Below are 20,716 nucleotides of genomic sequence, written 5' to 3'. Positions count from 1 at the left end.
CTTGCCGTAGATGGTCCCGCAGAAGAGGAGCACGCACGGTTCACCCGCCGGATCGAAGAGGCCACGACGCCGCGCTGGCCCGCCCAGCGCGGCGTCGACTTTCGTACCACCACGACGACGCCGTCAAGCGCGCCGAGGCGCCGCATGTTCCGTGCTGTGCATTGTGAGCGCACGTCGAAATTTCTCGTCTGCTGCCGAGAAGATCGCCGTAACGGCTGACGATCCGGACGCTTGGCGCCGCTCCCGCGCCTCTCGAAGGGCACGAGGCAGAGCGCGCCGCCGTGCCCGGCCGCGCTCAGGAAAGCCGCGCCTGTCCGGACCGCGACGATCCTCGCGCCGTCCTCTCCGTTGGTACCGTTCTGGCTAGCCGCCGTTCAACGCGCCCACGCGCCAGCGCTACCCAGGGGAGGGATCTCGCCATGCCGCTAGAACAATACCGACGCCCGCGAATGATCGTTCTGAGCCCGCGCTCGACCGCTTACGACGCGGTGAGGGCGATGGTCGACAACCACGTCGGCGCGGTCCTGGTCCACGATGGCCAGGGCCTCGCGGGCATCGTCACCGACCGCGACATCGCGCTCGAGATCGTGGCAGGCGATCTCGACGCGCGCAGCACCGCGCTGCGCGACGTCATGTCGGACGAGATCGCGACGCTCGAAATCGACGCGTCGATCGACGACGCCGTGCGCATCATGCGCGATCATGCGTGTCGGCGCGTGCCGCTGACCGAGCAAGGGCGGCCCGTCGGCGTCGTGACCCTGGACGACCTGCTCGCCGACGGCGCCATCGACGCCGAGGCCGCCGGCTCCGTCGTGCGCGCGCAGCTCGAGGTGGCCGCCCGGTTCAAGCCGGGGGGCGCGCTGCACCCGGAGGGGATCGCGCGCCCCGAGCAGCGCTCGCGCGGCCCCGTGCGCGCCCTCACCCGGCGCAAGGCGCGCGCGGACAGCGCCTATGGCCGGCTGCTGCACGCGGTCGAGCGCCACAGCGGCCTCCAGCAGCGCGACCGCGCCGAGCTCGCGCTGCAGATCGTCCTCGGCAACCTCTGCCGCAGGGTGACGCCCCAGGAGGCGCGTCACCTCATCGCGCAGCTCCCCTCCAAGCTCCACCCGTCGCTCGATCCGTTCCTCGACGGGCCCGACAAACGCATCACGACGGCGACCATCGAGGACGACGTCGCCCGCGAGCTGCGCATGGACCGCGAGGCGGCCGGCTTCGTGCTGCAGGCGATCTGCGAGGCGGTCGCGGACAGCGTCTCCGCCGGCGAGATCGAGGGGTTCCGCGGCCAGCTCCCGCTCGACATGAAGGACCTGTTCCCGCCGACCCCCCTGCGCCGGGCGGTCTGAGCCGCCGGGGCGGCGCCTCAGTCTGAGCCGCCGGGGCGGCGCCTCAGGGGGCCGGCGCGGGCGCGGTCGCCGCGAGCAGCTTGCGGACCGTGCCGAGGAGCTTGTCGGCCGTGAACGGCTTCTTGAGGACGGCCTGCGCCCGGTCGCCGAGCTTCTGGAGCAGCTCGTGGCGCTGCTCCACCGCGCTCATGATGACGATCGGCATGCCGTCGAGCCGCCGCTCCGCGGAGACGGCCTGGATGAGGTCGAAGCCGCTCATGATCGGCATCATCAGGTCGACGAGGGCGAGATCCGGACGCGCCCCTCGCAGGTAATCGAGCGCCTGCTTGCCGTCGGGGCACGTCACGACCGAGTACCCCTCGTCCTCGAGCAGCCCCTCGATGCACGCGAGGAGGTCGAGCTCGTCGTCCACCACCAGCACCGTCGTCACGGCGCCTCCTCTCTCTGCTGCATTCCGGCGAGGAGCCGCGCCTGCCCCGAGAGGATCTGCTCCGCCGACGCGAACGAGCTCGCCACCTCGATGCCGCGCTCGGAGATGACGAACTCGCGGATCGACCTGTCGTAGAGGCTCTCTCTCATTTTCATGACCGAGATGAGCCGGTGGATCTGCGACCGGAGCTCGACGTACCGGAGCAGGATGACGGTCTCGACCACGTTCCCGAGCTCGGGAGTCGGCAACTTGATGAGCGGCGTGAACAGGTCGAGCTCCTCGGTCACCACGGTCGTCACGTCGAGCATCCTGAGCTGGTTCGTGAGCGCCGAGAGGAACCGCGGCATCCGGTCCGGGTAGACCGACGCGGCCCGGAAGCCCTCGATGCCGTCGATGAACAGCCGCCTCCGCGGCGTCGGATCCTGGCGCAGGAGCTCGAGCAGCTGCTCGGCCAGCGCGTCCATCATGTGCTCCAGCGGCGGCTGCCAGATGAGCCGGATCGCCCCTCTCTCGATGTGGGCGTCGAGATCGATCCCGACCTTCCGGGCCTTGTCGCGGAGCCGCGGCGGAGGGTCGTAGAAGCCGAAGTAGATCCCGTGCTCGCCCCGCCTCGCCCCCTCGGCCAGGAACGAGAGACCGAGGAGCGTCTTGCCGGTGCCGGGCGCCCCGAGGAGGGCGGTCGTCGAGCCCGAGGGCAAGCCGCCCTCGAGCATCGCGTCGAAGCTCTCGATCCCGAAGCCCATCCGGCAGCGCTCCTCGGACGCGCTCGCCCGCGGGCTGTCGAACTGGATCTCGGTGCGCGGGTGGATGACCATCCCGGACGTGTCGATCTCGACCTCGTGCTTGCCGCGCAGGTAGTCGCTCCCGCGGAACTTGTGCACCGTGAGCTCCCGGACGGCCCGCGGCCCGATCAGCTTATCGGTGAGCTCGATGACGCCGTCCACGAGCGCGTTCTCGGCGTGCGACGGATCGCGCGTGCTCGAGAGGAGGAAGGTCGTGCAGTCGTTCAGGGCCGAGAGCCCCTGGATCTCGTGCACGAACTCGCGGAACGAAAGCGCGGTCGGCGCGCGCTGCTCGACGCTCTCGAGCCCGTCGATCACGAGCACGTCTGTGCCGCGGCGCTCGCGCAGGGTGCGGCGCAAGAGCTCCAGCAGCGCCGGCAGGCCCTGATCGCGGAGCGCCGGGTAGCCGCTGATGTAGTAGATGCGATCGGGGATCATCCCCGTATCGAAGAACTTCATGCCGCGCAGGTGGCGGATCATCTTGCTGTGCGACTCGACGAGGAGCGTCACGTAGACGCACCGCGCGCTCGGGCTCCTCCGGATGTGCTCGAAGCAGAGCTGGTTGCCGAAGATCGTCTTTCCGCTCCCGGGCGGCCCCATCAGGGCGTAGGTGCCGTTGCGGAGGAAGCCGCCCTTCAGGATGTAATCGAGCCGCGGAATGCCGGTCTCCAGCCGGGGGATGTCCGCGCTCGAACTGTCGCTCTGCCTGTCCTCGGTCGAGGGTGCCTGTGCGTCTCTCGGGTGTTCACGTTCTCGCGTCATGACGGTTCCGCTGAAGTCTCCGACGTCGGTTGCGCGACCGGCAGGCGAACGACGAACGCCGCGCCCCCGCCGTCGGGGGGTTCGATGACGATGCTGCCGCCGTGCGCCTGCACGATCTCGCGCACGATGTAGAGACCGAGCCCGAGGCTCTGCGATTTGTAGGTGGAGGCGATCCGCTGAAAGGGCTCGAAGACCCGGTCGTGGTCCTCCGCGGCGACGCCCGGCCCGTGGTCGCGCACCGTGAGCTTGGCCGTCGTGCCCTCGCGCGCGAGGGAGACCTCGATCGGGCCGCCGCCGCCGTACTTCAGCGCGTTCGTGAGCAGGTTCTGCACGACCTGCTCGATGCGCGCGCCGTCCCAGAGCCCGAAAATGGGCTCGCTGGCCACGATCTGGACCGGCGTCCCGGCCGTCCGGGCGTGCTCGGCGATCGCCTCCGCGGCGTCACGCACGATCTGGAGCAGATCCTTCGGCTCGAAATCGAGCTCGAGCCGGCGGGCGCGGATCCGGGTCACGTCGAGGAGGTTCTGGACCAGGCTGGTCAGGCGATCGATCTGGCGCTCCGACATGTCGACGAGCCTGTCGAGCTCCGGGAACGACCCGTCCGGCGGGACGCGCAGCTTGATGCGATGAAGGGTGAGGAGCAGGGCGTTGAGGGGCGACCGGAGCTCGTGCGCCGCGATCGACAGGAACTCGTCACGGGCGGCGAGCGCGGCGCGCGTGTCCTCCGTCCAGCGCTGGAAGGCGGTCACGTCGATGAAGGTGAGCGCGGCGAGCTTGTCGCCGTGGTCGACGGCGTCGCACCGGACGAGGAGCGCGAAGTCGCCCTCGGCGGTCTTCCAGTGCGTCAGCAGGGGGCCGAACGACTCGCCCCGGAGGGCGCGGGACCGCGGCCGCTCGTCGGGCCCGAGCGGCTTCCCGTCGGCGTCGGTGACCTGCGGGGTGTGCCCGTCCAGGTCCTCGTAGGCAAACGAGATCTCGCGCGCCGACGGGTTGGCGAAGATGACCCGGCCACCCCGTCCGACGGTCATCAACACGAGGCCTGCCTGAATCGCGTCTGCGGCGTTGGGTTCGGTGGATAGATGCGGTCTCACCAAGCTCGCGCTCCTCGCTGTCTGCGGGGTCTCGAGCAGGCTCATCGTGCAAAGGGCGGACCGCCCCGGTCCTCCGGCGGGAGCTCCGGCGCAAAGCGGCGCTCGCGCCGGCGCCGGAGGGCGGCTGTGGCGTAACGCCATTGCGCGGGGCAACTTGGCGCGTGCGGGGGTGGTGACGGACCACCATCGATGGTCGAAGGGGAGTGCCGCTCTCGCTGGTCCAGCGCACCTCGGCGCGCGGCGTGGCCTACGGCTGCGGCCAGACGACGCCGCGCGCGCGCAGATCGGCGACGGTGTCCGCCAGCGTCTCGAGCGGGTCGCGGGGCGTCCAGCCGAGCTCTCGCCGGGCCTTCGTCGCGTCGAGGTACCAGAAGTGCTGGCCCATCTCGGCCGACACCGGGTCGACCGGCAGGTCGAACGGCAGCCGCTTCCGCGCCCGCTCGATGAGGTGCGCGCCCGCCTTGGCGAGCGCGATGCTCCGCGGCAGCCGCAGGGCCGGGGCCGGGACGCCCGAGACCCGCGAGAGACGGTGGAAGAAGACGTCGAGGCTCATGTTGGCGGCGCCGAGCAGGTAGCGCTCGCCCGGGCGGCCCTTCTCCATCGCCAGCACCATCCCCTGCGCCGCGTCGCGGGCGTCGACGAAGGAGAGGCCGCCCGCGGGGATGAAGGGGAGCCGGCGCTCGAGGAAGCTCACGACGTCCCCCGTCGACGCGCCGTGGACGTCGCCCGGGCCGAGCAGGATGCTCGGGTTGACGGCGACGACCTCGAAGCCGGGCCCGTTGCGATCGAAGGCCGCGCGCTCGGCGTACAGCTTCGAGCGGTAGTACGGCCAGCCGGCGATGATGTCCATCGGCGGCTCCGCCGTCTCGTCGCGGATGTCGTCCGGATCCCGGCTCACCGCCACGACGCCGCTCGTGCTCGCGATCACCGCGCGCTTCACCCCCGCGCCGCGGCAGGCGTCGAGGGTGATCTTGGTCCCCTCGACGTGCGTCCGGTAGAGCGCCTCGGCGTCCTCGCGGCGCCGCGAGACGCGCCCGGCGCAGTGGAAGAGGCCCTCGCAGCCCTCGGCGGCGGCGCGGACCGACGCCGCGTCGAGGACGTCCCCGCGGCGGAGCGCGACGCCTTGCTCGGCGAGCGCGGGCGCCTCCGCCCGGCAGAGCGCCACGACGTCGTGGCCCGCCCCGCGCAGCGCCGAGACGAGGTGCGAGCCCAGAAAACCGGTCGCGCCGGTGACGAGGTAGCGGCTCATGCGAGATCGAAAACCTTCTGGAAGGTCTGGAGGAGGGAGATGTCGTTCGATTTCACGAGGCCCGTCATGAACTCCATCGGGCTCGGCGTGTAGGCCTCTCGGACGATCTTGGTGAAGATCTCCGGCGTCGTCTTGAGGACGCAGTCCGCCTGCTGGCTCGGCTTGCCGATCCGCGCCTCGCAGCTGGCCGGATCGATCCGCAGCGTCCACTTCGCCTCCTCCTCCGCCCCGAGCGTGACGTAGTAGGTGATCGGCTGGGTGACCCGCCCGGCCACGTACTTCGACTCGAGCTCGCGGAACAGGACCGTGAGCGGGTGCTCCTTCGTGGTGGCGGCCTGATCGATGCTCTCGACCCGGCGCAGGTCGAGGGCGCTGCCCTCCTTGAGCTTGATCACGGCGAGCTGCGTGAGCTCCGCGACCTTGCGGCAGGCCAGCGCGTACTTCATCCCGGCGGTGAGCCGGCGGAGGTCGGCGATCTCGAGCGGCGGCCCGATGCGCGCGACCAGATCGCGGCGGATCGGCACGCTGCGCCCCTTGGGGAGCGCCTCGAAGGTCCCGCCCAGGTAGAGGGGCAGGATGTCGACGTTGTGCGTGAGCGCGAGGTGCCCGATCGCCGGCTTGAACTCCAGGATGCTGCCGTCGGGGCTGCGCGTGCCCTCGGGGAAGAGCAGCACGGTCCGCCCGCGGTCGAGGATCTCGCCGGTCTGGCGCAGCGCCGTGCGCAGGCCGCCCTTGCGGTCGAAGGGCGCCAGGTTCGTGAGGTTCTCGAAGTAGGCGCGCCGCCAGCGGTTGCCCTCGAAGAAGTAGTCCTGGGCGGCGAGCGAGACGATGCCGTCGCCGTAGCTGCCCAGCGCGAACTTCACGAGCCCCATGTCGAGGTGGCTCGCGTGGTTCGAGACGACGATGGTGTTGCGGTTGTGCGGGATGAACGCGCGCCCGTAGACCTTCGGGCGCATGACGTTCCCGTAGAAGCCGGACTGGACCTTGTTCATCCAGTGCTTCGCGAAGTCGGCCACCGGGCGGGGGATGTGGATCGGCTCCTCGCCCGGCTTGTGCGGCGTCGGCTCGGCGGCCGCGGCGCCGGCGTCCTGCGCGAGCGCCCCCGCGCCCGCCTCGGCCGCCGAGGCGGCGAGGCGCTCGACGATCGCCTTCACCTCGGCGCGCTTCACCTGGCCGGACGCGGTGCGCGGCAGGTCGGCGTCGTGGAGGTGCAGCGCCATCGGGTGGCACGGCTTGGGCAGCGCCTGGATCGCCGTGCGGAGCGCGTCGAGCGCGCGCTCGTGCTGCGCCGCCCGCGCGAGCGCCTCGTCGCCGCCCTCGCCCTTCGCGCTCGGCGCCGCGGGGACGGCGAGGCAGGCGACCTGCTCGCCGCCGCGGCCGTTGTCGATCCCGACGATCGCGAGCTCCTTCACGTGCGCGACCTTGCCGAGCTGGCGCTCGACGTCGGCCGGGTACACGTTCTCGCCCTTCGCCGCGGTGATCACCTCGCTCTGCCGGCCGACGAGGACGAGCCGCCCCTGCTTGTCGAGCCTGCCGAGATCGCCCGTGTGGAGCCACCCGTCCGCGTCGAGCGCGGCCTCGGTCGCGCCGGCGCCCTCGGCGTAGCCCTTCATGACGTTGGGGCCGCGCGCGAGCACCTCGCCGACGCCGCTCGCGTCCGGGTTCGCGATCTTGATCTGCACGCCGGGGATCGGCTTGCCCACGTTCCCGGGGCTCACCGTCGGCGACGGCTTGGCGACGGTCAGGAGCGGCGCCGCCTCGGTCAGGCCGTAGCCCTCGGCGAGCGGCAGGCCGAGCCCCTTGAACACGGCGGCGGTGTCCTTGGGGAGCGCGGCGCCGCCGGAGATGAGGAAGCGGACGTTGCCGCCGAGCGCCTCGTGGACGCTCCCGAAGAAGAGCCGCCCCACGTTCAGCCCGAAGCGCTTGCCGAGCATGCGGTTCAGCTCCATCGCCCAGCTGAACGCGGCGGCCGCGGCGGGCCCCTGCTCCTTCACGCGGGCGACGATCTGGCGCTCCAGCATCTGCCAGAGCGCCGGCACGCCGACCATCGCCGTGACGCGGGCCCGCTTCAGCCCGTCGGTCACCCGGTCGGCCGAGACCTCGTCGAGGTAGATGATCCGCGCGCCCTGCGACAGCGGCAGGAGCAGGCCGCAGGTGACCTCGAAGGTCTGGTGGAGCGGCAGCACGCTGAGCACGCGATCGCTCGCCTTGAGCGGGAACAGCGGGGCGAGGGCGGCGAGCAGCGCGGTGAAGTTGCCGTGCGTGAGCAGCACGCCCTTCGGCTCCCCGGTCGTGCCGCTCGTGTAGACGACGCTCGCGACGTCCTCGCTGCCCAGGCGCACGTCCGGGGGCGCGAGCCCCTCGCCGGACGCCGGCCCCAGGTCGGCCACGCGGCCCTCGGCGAAGCCGCAGAGGTCGAAGGCGTACAGGTTCGGCAGCGCCGCGCGCACCGCGGCGCCGATCTTCTCCTCGACGCCGCCGTCCCAGAGCACGACCTTCGCCGTCGACGAGCGGACGATGCCCGCGAACGCCTCCGCGTCGAGCGCGGGGTCGATCGGCACGGCGACGGCGCCCGCGCGGAGGATGCCGAAGTAGGCGATGGGCCACGACGGCTGGTTCTCGCCGGAGAGCGCCACGCGATCGCCGCGGCGGACGCCGAGGGCGGCGAGGCGCGCGGCCGTCTTGCAGGCGGCGTCGCGGAGCTCGCGGTAGCTCGTGCGCGAGAGCCCGTCCTGCTCGATCCGCTGGAGGGAGAGCGCGTGATCGAAGCGCTCGGCGACCTCGTCGAGCAGGTCGACGAGGCTGTCGTAGGGCCGGAGCGGCTTGATCTCCCGGCGGAGCATGTCCTCCATGAGCGGGAAGGCCCACTTCTCCAGGCCGGGGAGGTGGACGTTCCAGATGTAGTCGCGCCAGTCGATCGCCTCGGGCGCCCAGGTGAAGCGCGCCCGCTCCTCGGGCGGCATGCGGGCCATCGCGGCGCGCGTGTTGGCGCACGAGTAGACCCAGTCGGCCTCCGCGACGAACGGCATGAAGACCTCGAGGAGGGTGGCGGTCTTCTGCTCGGCCTTGGCGGCGCTCTCCAGCGCGGCCGCCGCCGGCTTGAGCAGGGCCGCGGCGGGGCCGACGCTCGCCGACTTGAGCAGGCCGCCGAGTCCGCGGAGCGCGCCCTCGATGGCGCGCGCGCCGTGCGCGCCGTACTGCTGCCGCGTGAGGCCGCGCGGCTCGAACCGGGACGACACGATGTCGAAGAGCGCGGTCTTCTTCCCCTCGAAGACCTGCCGTCGCTTGTAGAGCCCGGCGAGCTCCAGGTAGCGCGTCACGCGGCAGCCGTTCGTGTCGGTCGACCCGTACTGGTACACGGCGGGCGCGCGGCCCTCGATGAGCTCGCAGAGCGAGGCGATCATGCCGCTCGCGGTCATGTCGACCGGGATGAGGTCGAGCCGCACGTCGTGGTCGCCCGGGAACTGCACCTGCCCCTTCGACGCGAGGTAGAGGTAGGGCGCCGAGGTGTTGATCCCCTCGTTCCAGCCGCAGAACGGGAACTCGACGGCGGTCTCGACGACGGCGGGGCGCACGATGGTGAAGGGCAGCCCGGAGCTCGCGAGGACCTGCTCGCCGATGCTCTTCGTGTAGGTGTAGATGTTGGTCCACCCCCAGAAGAGCGCGCGCTCCTTGCCGGCCTCGACGAGCCGGTCCTTGATGAACTTGCGCTTCACCCTGGCGAGCTCGTTCTCGAGCGCGCTGCCGCGGCTCGGCTCGCCGCGGGCGGCCAGGTTGGCCTTGGCCTCGTCGAGGAAGGCGCTCTGCCGGAAGGCGTCCTCGCACCGCTGGCGCGCCTGCTTCACGAGGTCGAGGCACTCGCTGATCTCGCGCTGCGGATCCCAGTGCGATCGATCGAGGGTGCGCTTCGGGCAGGCGGCGCCGAACCACGTCTCGCCCGCGGCGCGGGGGAAGGGGATCTCGGCCGGGTGGTTCTCCTCGATGAGCCCGGAGCGGTACCCCGCGACGAAGCAGGTGCTCGTGTGCATCACCTTGGCCCCGAGGGCCCGCGCGAGTTCGACCAGGTTGCTGATGCCGAACGCGTTGACCTCGAGCGCCTCGTCGAGCGGGGGGTTGAAGTCGACGACCCCGGCGACGTTCACGACGGCGGCGACCTTGCCGGTGAGCTCCCCCACGCGGTCGCTGAGGCCGAGCATCGGCTGGCCGACGTTGCCGTTCATGGGGGTGATCTTCCGCCGCAGGTACTCCTCGAAGGCGGGCCCCGGGTGCTGCTCGCGGATCGGGTCGAACACGGGCGAGGTCGCGATCTGCGACCAGAAGCGCTCCTCGGGCGACTGGCTGTCCTTGGCGCGGACGAGCAGGTAGATGTGGTCGATCTCCGGGAACCTGGCGAGCAGCATGGCCAGCCAGACCTTGCCGAGGAACCCGGTGCCTCCGACCACCACGAGCCGCTTGCCCGAGAGCACCTGAGACGGCACCAGCGGCGGGGCCGCCGCGGTTTCCTCGCCCTTGGCCGCACCCGGCGACCCCGGCTCCACCCCGCGGGCGCCGGCCCCGTTCGTAACACCCATATGGCTCATCGAGACTCCAGGAAGGCCGCTCAATTCGCGCCTGGGCCGGAACGCGTCAAGGGTGAGGTGCCGCGAACGGAGGTTCGCGCCCTCCCGGCATGGGGTTTGCTCGCGCGTTTGCGCGTGGAATCGGGGTCCTCGCGGAGGATCGGACGGCGTGTTCCTGGGGTCGCGGTCGCGCGCGCGTCGCGGCGGCGTGGCAGATCCGTCGCGCTCGGAGGAATGGCTTGCCGGCGCGGGGGGCGCGACCCAAGCAGTGCGGCCGATGATCTTCGGGGCGCACGAGTCCGTGGCCGGCGGCCTCCACCGCGCGATCGCGCTGGCGGGTGAGGATCGCTGCGAGGTGCTGCAGATCTTCACCAAGGTCTCGGGCCAGTGGCGGGAGCCTGCGCTCGGCGCGGAGCAGATCGCCGCGTTCCGGGCCGCGCGCGCGGCGTGGGCGGGCGCGACGCTCGCCCACGCGAGCTACCTCATCAACCTGTGCGCCGACGACGCCTCGATCCTCGAGCGCTCGCGGGAGGCGCTGTTCCAGGAGCTCGCGCGCTGCGACGCGCTCGGGATCGACTTCGTCGTGTTCCACCCGGGCGCGCACCGCGGGCTCGGCGAGGAGGCCGGCCTCGATCGCATCGGCGAGAGCCTCGCGATCGTGCTCTCGCGGGGGCAGGGGCTCCGCGCGCAGCTGTGCATCGAGAACATGGCCGGGCAGGGGTCGACGCTCGGCGATCGCCTCGATCACATCGCCGCGATGATCGAGCGCGCCGGGCCCGAGGGGGCGCGGCTCGGGGTCTGCATCGACACGCAGCACGCGTTCGCGGCGGGGCACGATCTCCGGAGCGAGGCCGGCTACGCGCGGTTCTTCGGCGATTTCGACCGGCTCCTCGGCATGGATCGGCTGCGGTGCATGCACGTGAACGACTCGAAGGCGGCGCTCGGCCAGCGGGTCGATCGGCACGAGCGCATCGGCGACGGGGAGATGGGGCTCGCGCCGTTCTGGCGCCTCGCGAACGACGCGCGGCTCGCGCGCGTGCCGGCGGTGGTCGAGCTGCCGCCGCTCTCGAAGGAGCGGCGCGGCTACGCGGAGGAGATCGCGCGGCTGCGCGCCCTCCGGGGCGCGCCCGAGCCGGCAGCGGCGCCGCCCCCCGCCGATGCCCGACCGCCGACGAAGCGCAAGCCGCGCGCCCCTCGAGGCTGACGCCGTCACCTCGCCCGGTGCGGCACCCGGACGCCCTTCTCGTCCGCCACGCGGATCGCCGTCTCGTACCCCGCGTCCGCGTGCCGGATGATCCCCATCCCCGGGTCGATGGTGAGCACCCGCTCGAGCCGCCGCCGCGCGGCCTCGGTGCCGTCGGCGACGATCACCATCCCGGCGTGCAGCGAGTTGCCGATCCCGACGCCGCCGCCGTGGTGGAAGCTGACCCACGACGCGCCGCCGGCCGTGTTCGCGAGCGCGTTGAGGATCGCCCAGTCGGCGATCGCGTCCGAGCCGTCCTTCATCGCCTCGGTCTCGCGGAACGGGGACGCGACCGACCCGCAGTCGAGGTGGTCGCGCCCGATCACGAGCGGCGCCTTCACCCGGCCGGTGCGCACGAGCTCGTTGAAGGCGAGCCCCACCTTCGCGCGGTCGCCGTAGCCGAGCCAGCAGATGCGCGACGGGAGCCCCTGGAACGCGATCCGCTGCTCCGCGAGCTCGATCCACCTCCGGAGATCCGGGTCGCCCGGGACCGCCTCGAGCACCGCGCGGTCGGTGGCGAGGATGTCCTCGGGATCGCCCGAGAGCGCCACCCAGCGGAACGGGCCCTTGCCCTGGCAGAACAGCTCGCGCACGTACGCGGGCACGAAGCCGGGGATCGCGAACGCGCCCTCGCAGCCCGCCTCCATCGCGCAGGTGCGGATGTTGTTGCCGTAGTCGAAGACCTCGGCCCCGCGCCGCTGCATCTCGAGCATCGCCTCGACCTCGAGCCGCATCCCCGCCTTCGCGCGCGCGACGTACGCCACGGGGTCGCGGGCGCGCAGCTCCGCCGCCTGCTCCAGCGTGAGCCCCGGCGGGACGTAGCCGACGAGCGGATCGTGCGCCGCGGTCTGCTCGGTGACGAGGTCCGGCGTGACGCCGCGGCGGACGAGCTCCGGGTAGACGTCGGCGGCGTTGCCGCAGAGGGCGATCGAGCGCGGCGCCCCGCGCCGGACGCCGTCGAGGACGGCGTCGAGGGCGCGATCGAGGTCGTCGATGCGCTCGTCGACGTAGCGGGTGCGGAGCCGCTTCTCGATGCGCGCCGGGTCGATCTCGACGCCGAGGCAGGCCATGCCGGCCATGGTCGCGGCGAGCGGCTGCGCGCCGCCCATGCCGCCGAGCCCCGCGGTGAGCACCCAGCGGCCGCCGCCCGGCGCGCGCGCGGCGTGCGCCTTGCGCGCGGCGACGAACGTCTCGTACGTGCCCTGCACGATGCCCTGCGAGCCGATGTAGATCCAGGAGCCCGCGGTCATCTGTCCATACATGGTCAGGCCCAGCGCCTCGAGGCGCCGGAACTCGTCCCACGTCGCCCACCGGCCCACGAGGTTCGAGTTCGCGAGGAGCACGCGGGGCGCGTCCGGGTGCGTGCGGAAGCGGCCCACCGCCTTGCCCGACTGCACGAGGAGCGTCTCGTCGTCCTCGAGCTCCCGGAGCTCGCGGACGATCACGTCGAACGCCTCCCACGATCGCGCGGCCTTCCCGGTGCCGCCGTAGACCACGAGGTCGTCGGGACGCTCCGCGACCTCCGGATCCAGGTTGTTGTGGATCATCCGGAGCGCCGCCTCCTGGATCCACCCCTTGCAGCTCCGCTCGCTCCCGCGCGGCGCGCGCACCACCCGGGCCCCCTGTTCTCCGGTCGCCATGCTGTCGTGTACCCCAGCGGGTGGAGGCCGACCAGGCGGCGCGGCGCGCTCCGTGGCGCGCTCCGTCGCGCGCGCCGCGCCACGGAGCGCGCCGCGCCGGCGCGTGACGTAAGGCGGCTCGGCGCGCCCGGCGCAGCTCCCGGACAGCCGGCTTCGTCCGAACCGGAGTATGCTCGCCCGCGGCGCAGCAGCGCCCGACCCCGGGAGAATCCATGATCTCGACGATCCGTTCGGCCCTCGCGCGTTGCCCGGTCCGGGCCCTACCGCTCGCAGCCCTGGCGGTCTCCCTCGCGACCACGGGGTGCGACAAGGTCGGGTGCTTCGAGTGGACCAAGTACGAGGGGGCGTGCCCCTCCCAGGAAGAGGCGCTCGAGTACTTCGGCGGCTCCTCCTGCGGCGGCGAGGTCAAGTCGGTCGACAGCGAGCCCGAGTACGACGGCGACTACTGCTGCTACGACATCACCAAGCGCACCGACGACGCCCCCTGCGACCCCTTCTAGCGCCCGCTAGAGCTCGTCCAGCTGGAGCTCGTCCAGCTAGAGCTCGTCCAGCGCGTTCCTGTCGAGCTCCTGGAGCGCCGCGAGATCCCGCGCCGCGAGCTCCTCCACGCTGCCTTCGGCCTCGCGCGGGTAGGCCAGCACGACCTCGCCGTCGTGCACGTAGAGGTGCTGGTCGTCGATGCGCCCGTGCGCGCCCCCCGCCGCGTGGAGCGCCGCGATCGCCTCGCCGAGGCGCGCCCGCTGGCCCCTGGTCAGGGCGCGCCCCTCGTCGGCGAGCGCGCGGCCCTGGGGCGGCGCCACCCACACCTCGCCGGCGGCGAGGTCGACCCGCAGGACGCACGGCAGCGCCGCGTGGCCGGCGCGCGCGAACGCCCGGGCCCGGGCGAGGGTCGCGTCGTCGAGCTGCAGCACGAGCACGTCGCGCTCGAGCCAGACGTCGCGCCATCGCCCCTCCGTGTCGCGGCCGTCGCCGACCTCCAGCGTCGCCCCGAGCCGCGCCGCCGTCGAGGGCGGCGCCTCGCTCGACCTGGGCCGGGCGCTCGCGCGCGCGCGCCGCGGCCGCGGGCTCTCCGGCCAGGGGAGCGCCGTGATCGCGCGCCGCGCCTCGAACGCGTCGGCCGGCCGCGCGGCCGGGTCCTCGGCGAGCAGCGCTGCCACGACCGCGTCGTGGGCCGCCGTGAGCTCCGGGTGGCTCGCGCTCGGCGCAGGATCGAGCTGCCCGCCCACGGCGGGGGCGGGCGGCTCTCCGGTGAGCAGCTCGGCGAGCACCGCGCCGACGCCGTACAGGTCGCTCGCCAGCGTCGCCGGCCGGCCCATGCGCTGCTCCGGCGACATGTACGCGAACGTCCCGATCGCGCCGGCCGTGGCGGTGGTCGAGAGATCGCCGAGGTGCGCCGCGCCGAAGTCCGCGAGGTGCGCCGTCCCGATCTCGTCGAAGAGCACGTTGCTCGGCTTCACGTCGCGGTGGAGGATGCCGAGCCGGTGCGCCTCGCCGAGCGCGGACAGGAGCGCGCACGCGACCTCGACGGCGCGCGCGGGCGCGACCGGCTCCCCGCGGAGCCGCTCGATCAGGGAGCCGCCGGCCATCCAGGCGAGCACCATCGCGGGCCCCTCGGGGTGATAGGCGCGGAGCGCGACGACGTTCGGGTGCCGGAGCTGGGCGAGCGCGCGCGCCTCGCGCTCGAACCGGAGGAGCGCGTCGCGGCCCGCGCCGAACGCCGCGCCCGCGAAGATCTTCACGGCGACGCGCTCCGCCGTGATCCGGTCGCGCGCCTCCACCACGCGCGCGTGGGGGGTGGCCGTGACCTCGCGCAGGATCTCGTAGCGCCCGAAGAGGAGCGGCCCGCCTGGCGCCGGGCCCGGCGCGGCGGGCCCCGCCGCGGGGGCGGGCGACGAGAGCGCCTCCTCGCCGCGCGGGTCGAGCTGCGCGAGCTCGTCGCGCACGGTCCGCGCGGCGTCCTCGAGCCCGAGCGCGCTCAGGCAGCGGCAGAGCAGCGGCAGCGCGCGGGCGCGCTCCGCGGAGGAGGGCGGCAGGTGCTGCAGCGCCCGCACCGCGGCCTCGGTGCGGCCGTGGCGCGCGAGGAGCTCGCCGAGGGCGAGCCACGCCGCCGCGTCGCCCGGGCGGCGGCGGAGCGAGGCCTCGAGCACGCGCGCGCCGTCGGCGGGGCGGCCGGCGAGCTCGAAGCTCTCGGCGGCGCGGCGCGCGTCCTGGGCCGCGGTGAACGCCTCCGCGGCCGCGGCGTGGGCGCCGAGCGCCGCGAACAGCGCGCCGGCGTGGCGGGCGAACCCGCGCGCCGCGAGGTCGGCGGCGACGCGCAGCGCGGCGTCCCGGGGCGCGGCGGCGACGAGCGCGTCGAGCGCCTGGCGCGCCAACGCGTCGTCGCCGCCGAGCGCGGCCATCAGCGCCGCGCGGGCCGGGTCCTCGGCGGCGAGCGCTTCCCTGGCCGCGCCGGCGAAGTCGCAGACCCGCTCGAGCAGCTCCGACGCGCCCGCGTGATCGCCGGCCGCCACGAGGAGCGCCGCGCCGCGCTCGCGCTGCCCGATCGCGGCGAGCTCGGCCGCGCGCCGTCGCAGGTCCTCGTACGTCACCCCGGCGCTGGTCGCGAGCCCGTCGTCAGTGCGCGGCGAGGCGCGCGCGGCCGTACACGGAGAGGTCGAAGCGCACCTCGCCGGCGTCGATCCCCGCGGCGCTGAACGGCACCTGCCGCGTGCGGTGCACGGCGAGCGTCGCGCTCGCGGGCAGGGGGCCGAGCGTCGAGGGATCCAGCAAGGAGCCCGGGATCACGCCCCTGCCCGTGTCCTTGAAGGCGCACCGCACGGTCGCGCCGTGCGCCGAGGTCACGTCGACATAGATGACGTCGCGCGCCCGGCCGGCGTCGCCGCCCTCGTCCGCGCGCCACTGCACCACCGCGCCGACCCCGGCGCCGAGCTCGACCCCGTCGGCCAGGTCGGCGTCGCCCACCCGCACCTCCTCGGGGCCGGCGGGGGCGTCGGCCTCGAAGGCGAACCGATCGAGCTGCCCCGAGCCGGAGCTCTCGAAGACGTAGCGCGCCGGCGCCGGCAGGTCGCTCGTGGCGTCGCGCGACGTGTAGAAGACGCCGAAGACCAGGGCGCCCACGTCCGGGAATGCGCGGGCGGCGAGCGGCATTTCGGTGCTGTCGGTCCGCATCGTGACGTCGCCCGCGTCGAGCAGCTCGATCGGGCTGAGCGAGCTGAAGCTGCTCGCAGCCTCGTCCTCGGCGGCGGGCGAGAGGACCATGCAGCTGCCGGCGGACGGGAGGACGAACGGCTGGCCGACCGCGCCCTCGGCGAGCTCGGGATCCATCGCGGAGGAGAGGCGCATGAACTTCGCGAGGACGTTGGTGACCGAGCCGGCGCCCTCGTCGGCCGCGCCCTCGGGCGCCGCGTCGTCGAGCTCGATGGGGGCGGCGTCCCGGCTCAGGTTGATCGCGCGCTCGACGCGAACGACCCCCTGGGTGACCACCCCGCTGACGTCGGTCGCGTCGCCCGCGACAGGCGCCGAACAGCCGATGAGAGCCGCACCGGCGAGGAGGCATGAGGTGGAGAGGGCGCCGTAGGGACGCATAGATCCGAGTCTAAGGCGGGTCCTCCGGCCGGGCAAGCGCCTGCGCTGGCCACGGAAACCGCGCAAAAATCCGCATTATTACAGCTTTACGGTCCGGTCAGAACGTGACCGTGAGGCCGCCGCCCGGGGCGATCGTGCCCTGGTCGATGGCGACCGGGGCGCCGCCGATCTCGCCCGAGGCGTGGTGGTACGTCGCTGTCGCCTCCAGGGCGACATGTACGTGGCGGAACCCGGCGCGCACGCCCAGCACGAACCCGAGCCGGAGGTGCTGGCCCGACGCGTCGACGAGGGGCCCGCGGGAGGCCGACCCGGCGGGCGGCAACCGCACCTCGCCGCCGAGGAGCTCGAGCCCGAGCCGCGGACCGAACCAGAGCGCGTAGAGATCCGCGTCCGACCGGAAGCCGAGCAGGATCGGGACGTCGACCCCGGCGCCGTAGACGTCGACGACGTCGACGACGTCGACGACGTCGCCCCCCGCCGCGGTCGGGCCCGGAGCGCCGGCGAAGAGCGCCGAGGCGCCGAGGCCGATCGACAGGGCCGCGTCGCCGAGCGGGAACGCGTGGCGCCCGTCGAGCCGGAGGGCGCGCCCCGAGTACGTCAGCCCTGCCTCGTTCCCGCCCTCGATCCCGACGCGGGCGCTGGCCCACGGCGCGACGCCCGGCGACACGGCGATCTCGGAGAGCTTCCGCTGCGCGGCGCCCTCGGCCGCTGCCGCGTCGCCGGCGGCGCCCGGCGGCGCGGCCGTCGCGCCGGCGACGACCATGTCGCCCGACAGGCCGGCGCCGACGCTCACCTTGCCCGGGTGAAGGACGTGGGCCGGATGGAGCAGCGGCCCGCCGCCATGGCAGCCCGCGCAGGCCCCCGCGAGGATCGCTGCGGCCCAGCGCCGGATCACGGTGTGACCCGGGCGCTGTGTTGAACCGACGGTGCCGGCGGAGACATGGGGAGCGCGGCCGAGAGGCGACGCGACGGTGCCCGGGATGACGCTCTACTTGCGGAAGCGCGAGGGGTAGTCGTTCGCGGCGGCACGCTTCTGCAGATCGGCATCGTCGGGGTGCAGCTTGATGGCGCGCGCGATGAGCGTCTCCTCGGTCTCGACGATCTGCGGGTTCGGCAGGCAGCACTCGACCGGGCACACCGCCTGGCACGCCTCGTGGTCGTAGAAGCCGACGCACTCCGTGCAGAGCTCCGGATCGATCACGTAGATCTCATCGCCCTCGCTGATGGCTTCGTTCGGGCATTCCGGCTCGCAGGCGCCGCAGTTGATGCAGTCTTCGGTGATGTAAGTCGCCATGGCCTTCGCTTCATTCTCCGGGGTCAACCCCGGTCCGGTCGTTTCTAGAGGCCTGAGGGCAAGGTGTCAATTCGGGCGGAAGGGAGCGCAGGTTCCGCGCGGCGGCGCTGGCGTATGCTTGCGCGCCGGCGCCCCTGCCGGTACTAAGCGGCCCTCCTCGATGCTCCGCCTCACCGGGCCCGCCCTCCTGCTCGCCGCTCTCGGCGCCTCCTCGCTGCTCGCCGCATGCGGCCCGCAGATCGGCGACGCGTGCATCACGTCGCTCGATTGCGCCCAGCAAGAGCAGGAGCTCTTCTGCGACGGCACGCAGCCCGGCGGCTACTGCACGGTCTTCAACTGCGGGCCGGACAGCTGCCAGGGCAGCAGCGTCTGCGTCGCGTTCAACCCGGTGCTGGATCAGGCGTGCAGCGAGCTCGAGAACGTCCGCTGGCCGCGCTTCGAGCGGACGTTCTGCATGGCCACCTGCGACGACGACGACGACTGCCGCAGCGGCTACTCGTGCGTCGCGCTGCGCGACATCCGGAGCGCCGCGGCGATCCCGCCGGGCGAGCGCAGCGCCGCGATCATCGACGCCGAGCCGGAGGGCTCGAAGGCGTGCCTGCCGGATCCGTCCTCTCCCCCGAGCGCGCCCGGCGAGACCTCGGGCGACGTCGACAGCGGGCCCGGGGTCTGCGGGGCCGCGCCCGAGCAGCCCGCGTGGACGCCGTACACGCCGGGCGCGGGAGGCGAGGGCGGCGCCGGCGGCTCGGAGGGCGAGGGCGGCGCCGGCGGCTCGGAGGGCGAGGGCGGCGCCGGCGGCTCGAACGGCGAGGGCGGCGCCGGCGGCTCGAACGGCGAGGGCGGCGCCGGCGGCTCGAACGGCGAGGGCGGCGCCGGCGGCTCGAACGGCGAGGGCGGCGGCTCGGGCGGCGCCGGCGGCGCGGGCGGCGGCTGAGCGCCGCGCGGTGCGATCCGGCGTCGCGCGGCGACCGTGCTAGCGTTGGCCGCGTGTTCGGACCGGCACCCGCGAAGAGGACGCTCGAGGCTGCGCTGCGCGACGTCGCCTCGCAGAAGCCCGCCGTGCGCGTGGAGGCGGTGACCGATCTCGTCCCGTATGCCGCGACGGCGCGGGAGCGGGTCCTGCGCGCGATCGAGGGCGCGCTGCGCTCCGACGCGCACGCGGCCGTGCGCGCGGCGGCGGCGATCGCCCTCGCCGACACGAAGGCCGTCGAGGCGCTGCCCGCGCTGCTCCTCGCCGTCGAGGACGAGGACCCCAACGTCCGGCAGATGGCGATCACGGCGCTCGGCGAGATCGGCGACGTGCGCGCCACGGGCCGGCTCCGACGCGCGCTCTCGGACGAGCGGCCCGAGGTCCGCTTCCAGGCGGTCATCGCCTTCCCCCGCGTCTGCGCCCAGCCCGCCGACGCGCTCGAGGCCGTCATGCAGGCCACCCACGACGGCGACCCGCTCGTCTGCCACATCGCCCTGCGGATGTTCGAGGAGCTGGGCGAGGCGAACGGCGAGCTCCCCCCGCCGTGCATGGCGCGGGCGCGCGCGCTGCTCGGCCACGCGTCGCCGCTCGTCCGGGCCACGGCGGCGGTCGTCACCGCGCGCTTCGGCGATCCGGCGGGCCACGCGGTGCTCGTCGAGGTCGCGGAAGGCAAGCTCCGCGGCGTCGACCACGAGGACGAGGCCGCGGCGATCGAGCTCTGCGGCGAGCTCGGCCTCGCCGCCTCGCGGGGCGCGCTCGAGCGGCGCGCCTTCGGGCGCCGGCTCGGCCTCGGCCGGGATCCGCTGCGCTGGCACGCGCGCGTCGCGCTCGCGCGGATGCGCCACGAGCGCGCGATCCGCGAGATCCTGAGCGAGCTCGGCGCGTGGGACCGCCACCGGCGCACGCTCGCCATCGCTGCCGCCGGCCGCGCGCGCCTCGCGGCCGCCCGGCCGGCGATCGAGGCGATGCGCGGCGACGACCGGAAGGCCGATCAGGGGGCCGTCGAGGAGGCGCTCGCCGCCATCGGCTCCGGCGGTTCCGAGGTGGATGCATGAACGATGACGCCCAGTTCAGCGAGGCCGACCTCGCCCCGAGCCCCGAAGAGCGCGCCGCGTCGCGCCGCTTCCTGATCGATCGCGTGGCCGCGAGCGTGGCCGCGCTCGCGGCGGGCGCCTGGGCCGGCGGCGTCGTGACGCTGGGCGCCTGCGCCGCGCCGTTCGTCTTTCGGCTCACCCCGGCCCCCTTCTCCGGCGACGCGATGAGCGCGGCCTTCGCCCGCTTCGATCAGCTCGCGCTCGGCGCCGCCGTGATCCTCCTCGGCGCGGAGGTGGCGCGCACCTGGGCGGCGGGGCGCCGGGGCGCGAGCCGCGCGGCCCGCGTGCGCCGGGTCGTCGCCATGGCGATGGCCGGGTGCGCCGCGTACGTCGGCCTCGCGCTCACGCCCCGCATCGCGGCGCTCCACCGCGAGGGCGCGCGGCGCGGCGAGGGGGAGCGCGGCATGGAGCTCGAGCGCGCCCATCGCCGCGCCGAGCTCGTGAGCCGGTCGGAGGTGTTCCTCGGCGCGAGCCTCGTCGCGCTGCACGTCTTCACGCTCGGCGCGCGCCGCCCCGAGGAGGACGAGGACGACGAGGACGCGGCCGCGCCGCTGCCGCCCGGCCCGCGGTGAGGGCGCGGGGGCGCACGTCACCCGCGCGGGCGCCGGCGCGGGGGCGCCGATCCGATCACCGGCGCGCGAGGCGCCGCCGCGCGGCGCGGCCAGGACAGGGAG

The 20,716-nt window shown here is 73.9% G+C and carries 16 protein-coding genes; 6 read left to right on the top strand and 10 right to left on the bottom strand.

The features are described from left to right. Positions 1 to 449 precede the first annotated feature (449 nt). Positions 450 to 1,343 (top strand): DUF2267 domain-containing protein, encoded by an 894-nt coding sequence (locus WME98_RS17070; protein WP_437334224.1) that lies wholly within the window; start codon positions 450 to 452, stop codon positions 1,341 to 1,343. 43 nt (positions 1,344 to 1,386) lie between these two features. Here the strand turns inward: WME98_RS17070 and WME98_RS17065 are convergent, their stop codons facing one another. The 5 genes from WME98_RS17065 to WME98_RS17045 all read right to left on the bottom strand — a co-directional run bounded on the left by WME98_RS17065 (position 1,387) and on the right by WME98_RS17045 (position 10,228). After that, positions 1,387 to 1,773, bottom strand: coding sequence for a response regulator (locus WME98_RS17065; RefSeq protein ID WP_437952228.1), 387 nt, complete (start codon positions 1,771 to 1,773; stop codon positions 1,387 to 1,389). Next, positions 1,770 to 3,317, bottom strand: a complete 1,548-nt coding sequence (locus WME98_RS17060; RefSeq protein WP_437952226.1) for an RAD55 family ATPase — start codon at positions 3,315 to 3,317, stop codon at positions 1,770 to 1,772. Before WME98_RS17060 ends, WME98_RS17065 begins: the two co-directional genes overlap by 4 nt. Then, a complete protein-coding gene (locus WME98_RS17055; RefSeq protein WP_437952224.1) occupies positions 3,314 to 4,345 on the bottom strand; it encodes a sensor histidine kinase in 1,032 nt (343 codons plus the stop codon). Before WME98_RS17055 ends, WME98_RS17060 begins: the two co-directional genes overlap by 4 nt. Before the next feature lie 310 nt (positions 4,346 to 4,655). After that, complete coding sequence (locus WME98_RS17050) at positions 4,656 to 5,657, bottom strand: NAD-dependent epimerase/dehydratase family protein (RefSeq protein ID WP_437334220.1); 1,002 nt, start codon at positions 5,655 to 5,657, stop codon at positions 4,656 to 4,658. After that, positions 5,654 to 10,228, bottom strand: a complete 4,575-nt coding sequence (locus WME98_RS17045; protein WP_437952223.1) for an AMP-binding protein — start codon at positions 10,226 to 10,228, stop codon at positions 5,654 to 5,656. The genes WME98_RS17050 and WME98_RS17045 overlap by 4 nt, the downstream gene beginning before the upstream one ends. A 265-nt stretch (positions 10,229 to 10,493) precedes the next feature. Between WME98_RS17045 and WME98_RS17040 the strand changes: the two genes are divergently transcribed. Further along, the gene (locus tag WME98_RS17040) at positions 10,494 to 11,420 is read left to right on the top strand and encodes a deoxyribonuclease IV (protein ID WP_437952222.1); all 927 of its coding nucleotides are present in this window, start codon (positions 10,494 to 10,496) and stop codon (positions 11,418 to 11,420) included. Between the two features lie 5 nt (positions 11,421 to 11,425). Here the strand turns inward: WME98_RS17040 and hutU are convergent, their stop codons facing one another. Next, on the bottom strand, positions 11,426 to 13,099 hold the full coding sequence (gene hutU / locus WME98_RS17035; protein WP_437952220.1) for a urocanate hydratase: 1,674 nt from the start codon (positions 13,097 to 13,099) through the stop codon (positions 11,426 to 11,428). A gap of 212 nt (positions 13,100 to 13,311) precedes the next feature. On the opposite strand from hutU, the gene WME98_RS17030 reads away from it, so the two are divergent. Then, positions 13,312 to 13,599 carry a hypothetical protein gene (locus tag WME98_RS17030; RefSeq protein WP_061622496.1) on the top strand — a complete coding sequence of 96 codons (288 nt, stop codon included), beginning with the start codon at positions 13,312 to 13,314 and terminating at the stop codon, positions 13,597 to 13,599. 36 nt (positions 13,600 to 13,635) lie between these two features. On the opposite strand, the gene WME98_RS17025 is transcribed toward WME98_RS17030, so the two are convergent. The 4 genes from WME98_RS17025 to WME98_RS17010 all read right to left on the bottom strand — a co-directional run bounded on the left by WME98_RS17025 (position 13,636) and on the right by WME98_RS17010 (position 17,978). After that, positions 13,636 to 15,687, bottom strand: a complete 2,052-nt coding sequence (locus tag WME98_RS17025; protein ID WP_437952219.1) for a protein kinase domain-containing protein — start codon at positions 15,685 to 15,687, stop codon at positions 13,636 to 13,638. A 25-nt stretch (positions 15,688 to 15,712) separates the two neighbouring features. Next, the gene (locus WME98_RS17020; protein WP_061621587.1) at positions 15,713 to 16,684 is read right to left on the bottom strand and encodes a hypothetical protein; all 972 of its coding nucleotides are present in this window, start codon (positions 16,682 to 16,684) and stop codon (positions 15,713 to 15,715) included. 97 nt (positions 16,685 to 16,781) lie between these two features. Beyond that, positions 16,782 to 17,579 (bottom strand): hypothetical protein, encoded by a 798-nt coding sequence (locus WME98_RS17015; protein ID WP_437952217.1) that lies wholly within the window; start codon positions 17,577 to 17,579, stop codon positions 16,782 to 16,784. Between the two features lie 93 nt (positions 17,580 to 17,672). Then, positions 17,673 to 17,978: a YfhL family 4Fe-4S dicluster ferredoxin gene (locus WME98_RS17010; RefSeq protein ID WP_061621589.1), complete on the bottom strand. Its 306-nt coding sequence runs from the start codon at positions 17,976 to 17,978 to the stop codon at positions 17,673 to 17,675. Positions 17,979 to 18,138: 160 nt separating this feature from the next. Between WME98_RS17010 and WME98_RS17005 the strand changes: the two genes are divergently transcribed. From WME98_RS17005 to WME98_RS16995, 3 genes are read left to right on the top strand one after another with little or no spacing between them, the layout of a single operon-like run. Continuing rightward, positions 18,139 to 18,912: a hypothetical protein gene (locus WME98_RS17005; RefSeq protein WP_437952216.1), complete on the top strand. Its 774-nt coding sequence runs from the start codon at positions 18,139 to 18,141 to the stop codon at positions 18,910 to 18,912. A gap of 53 nt (positions 18,913 to 18,965) precedes the next feature. After that, complete coding sequence (locus tag WME98_RS17000; protein ID WP_437952215.1) at positions 18,966 to 20,003, top strand: HEAT repeat domain-containing protein; 1,038 nt, start codon at positions 18,966 to 18,968, stop codon at positions 20,001 to 20,003. Further along, the gene (locus WME98_RS16995; protein ID WP_437334211.1) at positions 20,000 to 20,614 is read left to right on the top strand and encodes a DUF4149 domain-containing protein; all 615 of its coding nucleotides are present in this window, start codon (positions 20,000 to 20,002) and stop codon (positions 20,612 to 20,614) included. The genes WME98_RS17000 and WME98_RS16995 overlap by 4 nt, the downstream gene beginning before the upstream one ends. Positions 20,615 to 20,716 lie beyond the last annotated feature (102 nt).

Source organism: Sorangium sp. So ce296 (genome assembly GCF_051529605.1).
GTDB classification, from domain to species: Bacteria; Myxococcota_A; Polyangia; order Polyangiales; family Polyangiaceae; genus Sorangium; species Sorangium cellulosum_D.
This window is presented reverse-complemented; position numbering and strand designations above follow the sequence as displayed.

What these genes read in the sequence shown, in the direction of transcription:
- WME98_RS17005 (WP_437952216.1), top strand. Translation starts at nt 18,139, where the DNA reads ATGCTCCGCCTCACCGGGCCCGCCCTCCTGCTCGCCGCTCTCGGCGCC.
- hutU (WP_437952220.1), bottom strand. Translation starts at nt 13,099, where the DNA reads ATGGCGACCGGAGAACAGGGGGCCCGGGTGGTGCGCGCGCCGCGCGGG.
- WME98_RS17010 (WP_061621589.1), bottom strand. Translation starts at nt 17,978, where the DNA reads ATGGCGACTTACATCACCGAAGACTGCATCAACTGCGGCGCCTGCGAG.
- WME98_RS17020 (WP_061621587.1), bottom strand. Translation starts at nt 16,684, where the DNA reads ATGCGTCCCTACGGCGCCCTCTCCACCTCATGCCTCCTCGCCGGTGCG.
- WME98_RS17060 (WP_437952226.1), bottom strand. Translation starts at nt 3,317, where the DNA reads ATGACGCGAGAACGTGAACACCCGAGAGACGCACAGGCACCCTCGACC.
- WME98_RS17055 (WP_437952224.1), bottom strand. Translation starts at nt 4,345, where the DNA reads ATGACCGTCGGACGGGGTGGCCGGGTCATCTTCGCCAACCCGTCGGCG.
- WME98_RS17070 (WP_437334224.1), top strand. Translation starts at nt 450, where the DNA reads ATGATCGTTCTGAGCCCGCGCTCGACCGCTTACGACGCGGTGAGGGCG.
- WME98_RS17040 (WP_437952222.1), top strand. Translation starts at nt 10,494, where the DNA reads ATGATCTTCGGGGCGCACGAGTCCGTGGCCGGCGGCCTCCACCGCGCG.
- WME98_RS17030 (WP_061622496.1), top strand. Translation starts at nt 13,312, where the DNA reads ATGATCTCGACGATCCGTTCGGCCCTCGCGCGTTGCCCGGTCCGGGCC.
- WME98_RS17050 (WP_437334220.1), bottom strand. Translation starts at nt 5,657, where the DNA reads ATGAGCCGCTACCTCGTCACCGGCGCGACCGGTTTTCTGGGCTCGCAC.
- WME98_RS17045 (WP_437952223.1), bottom strand. Translation starts at nt 10,228, where the DNA reads ATGGGTGTTACGAACGGGGCCGGCGCCCGCGGGGTGGAGCCGGGGTCG.
- WME98_RS16995 (WP_437334211.1), top strand. Translation starts at nt 20,000, where the DNA reads ATGAACGATGACGCCCAGTTCAGCGAGGCCGACCTCGCCCCGAGCCCC.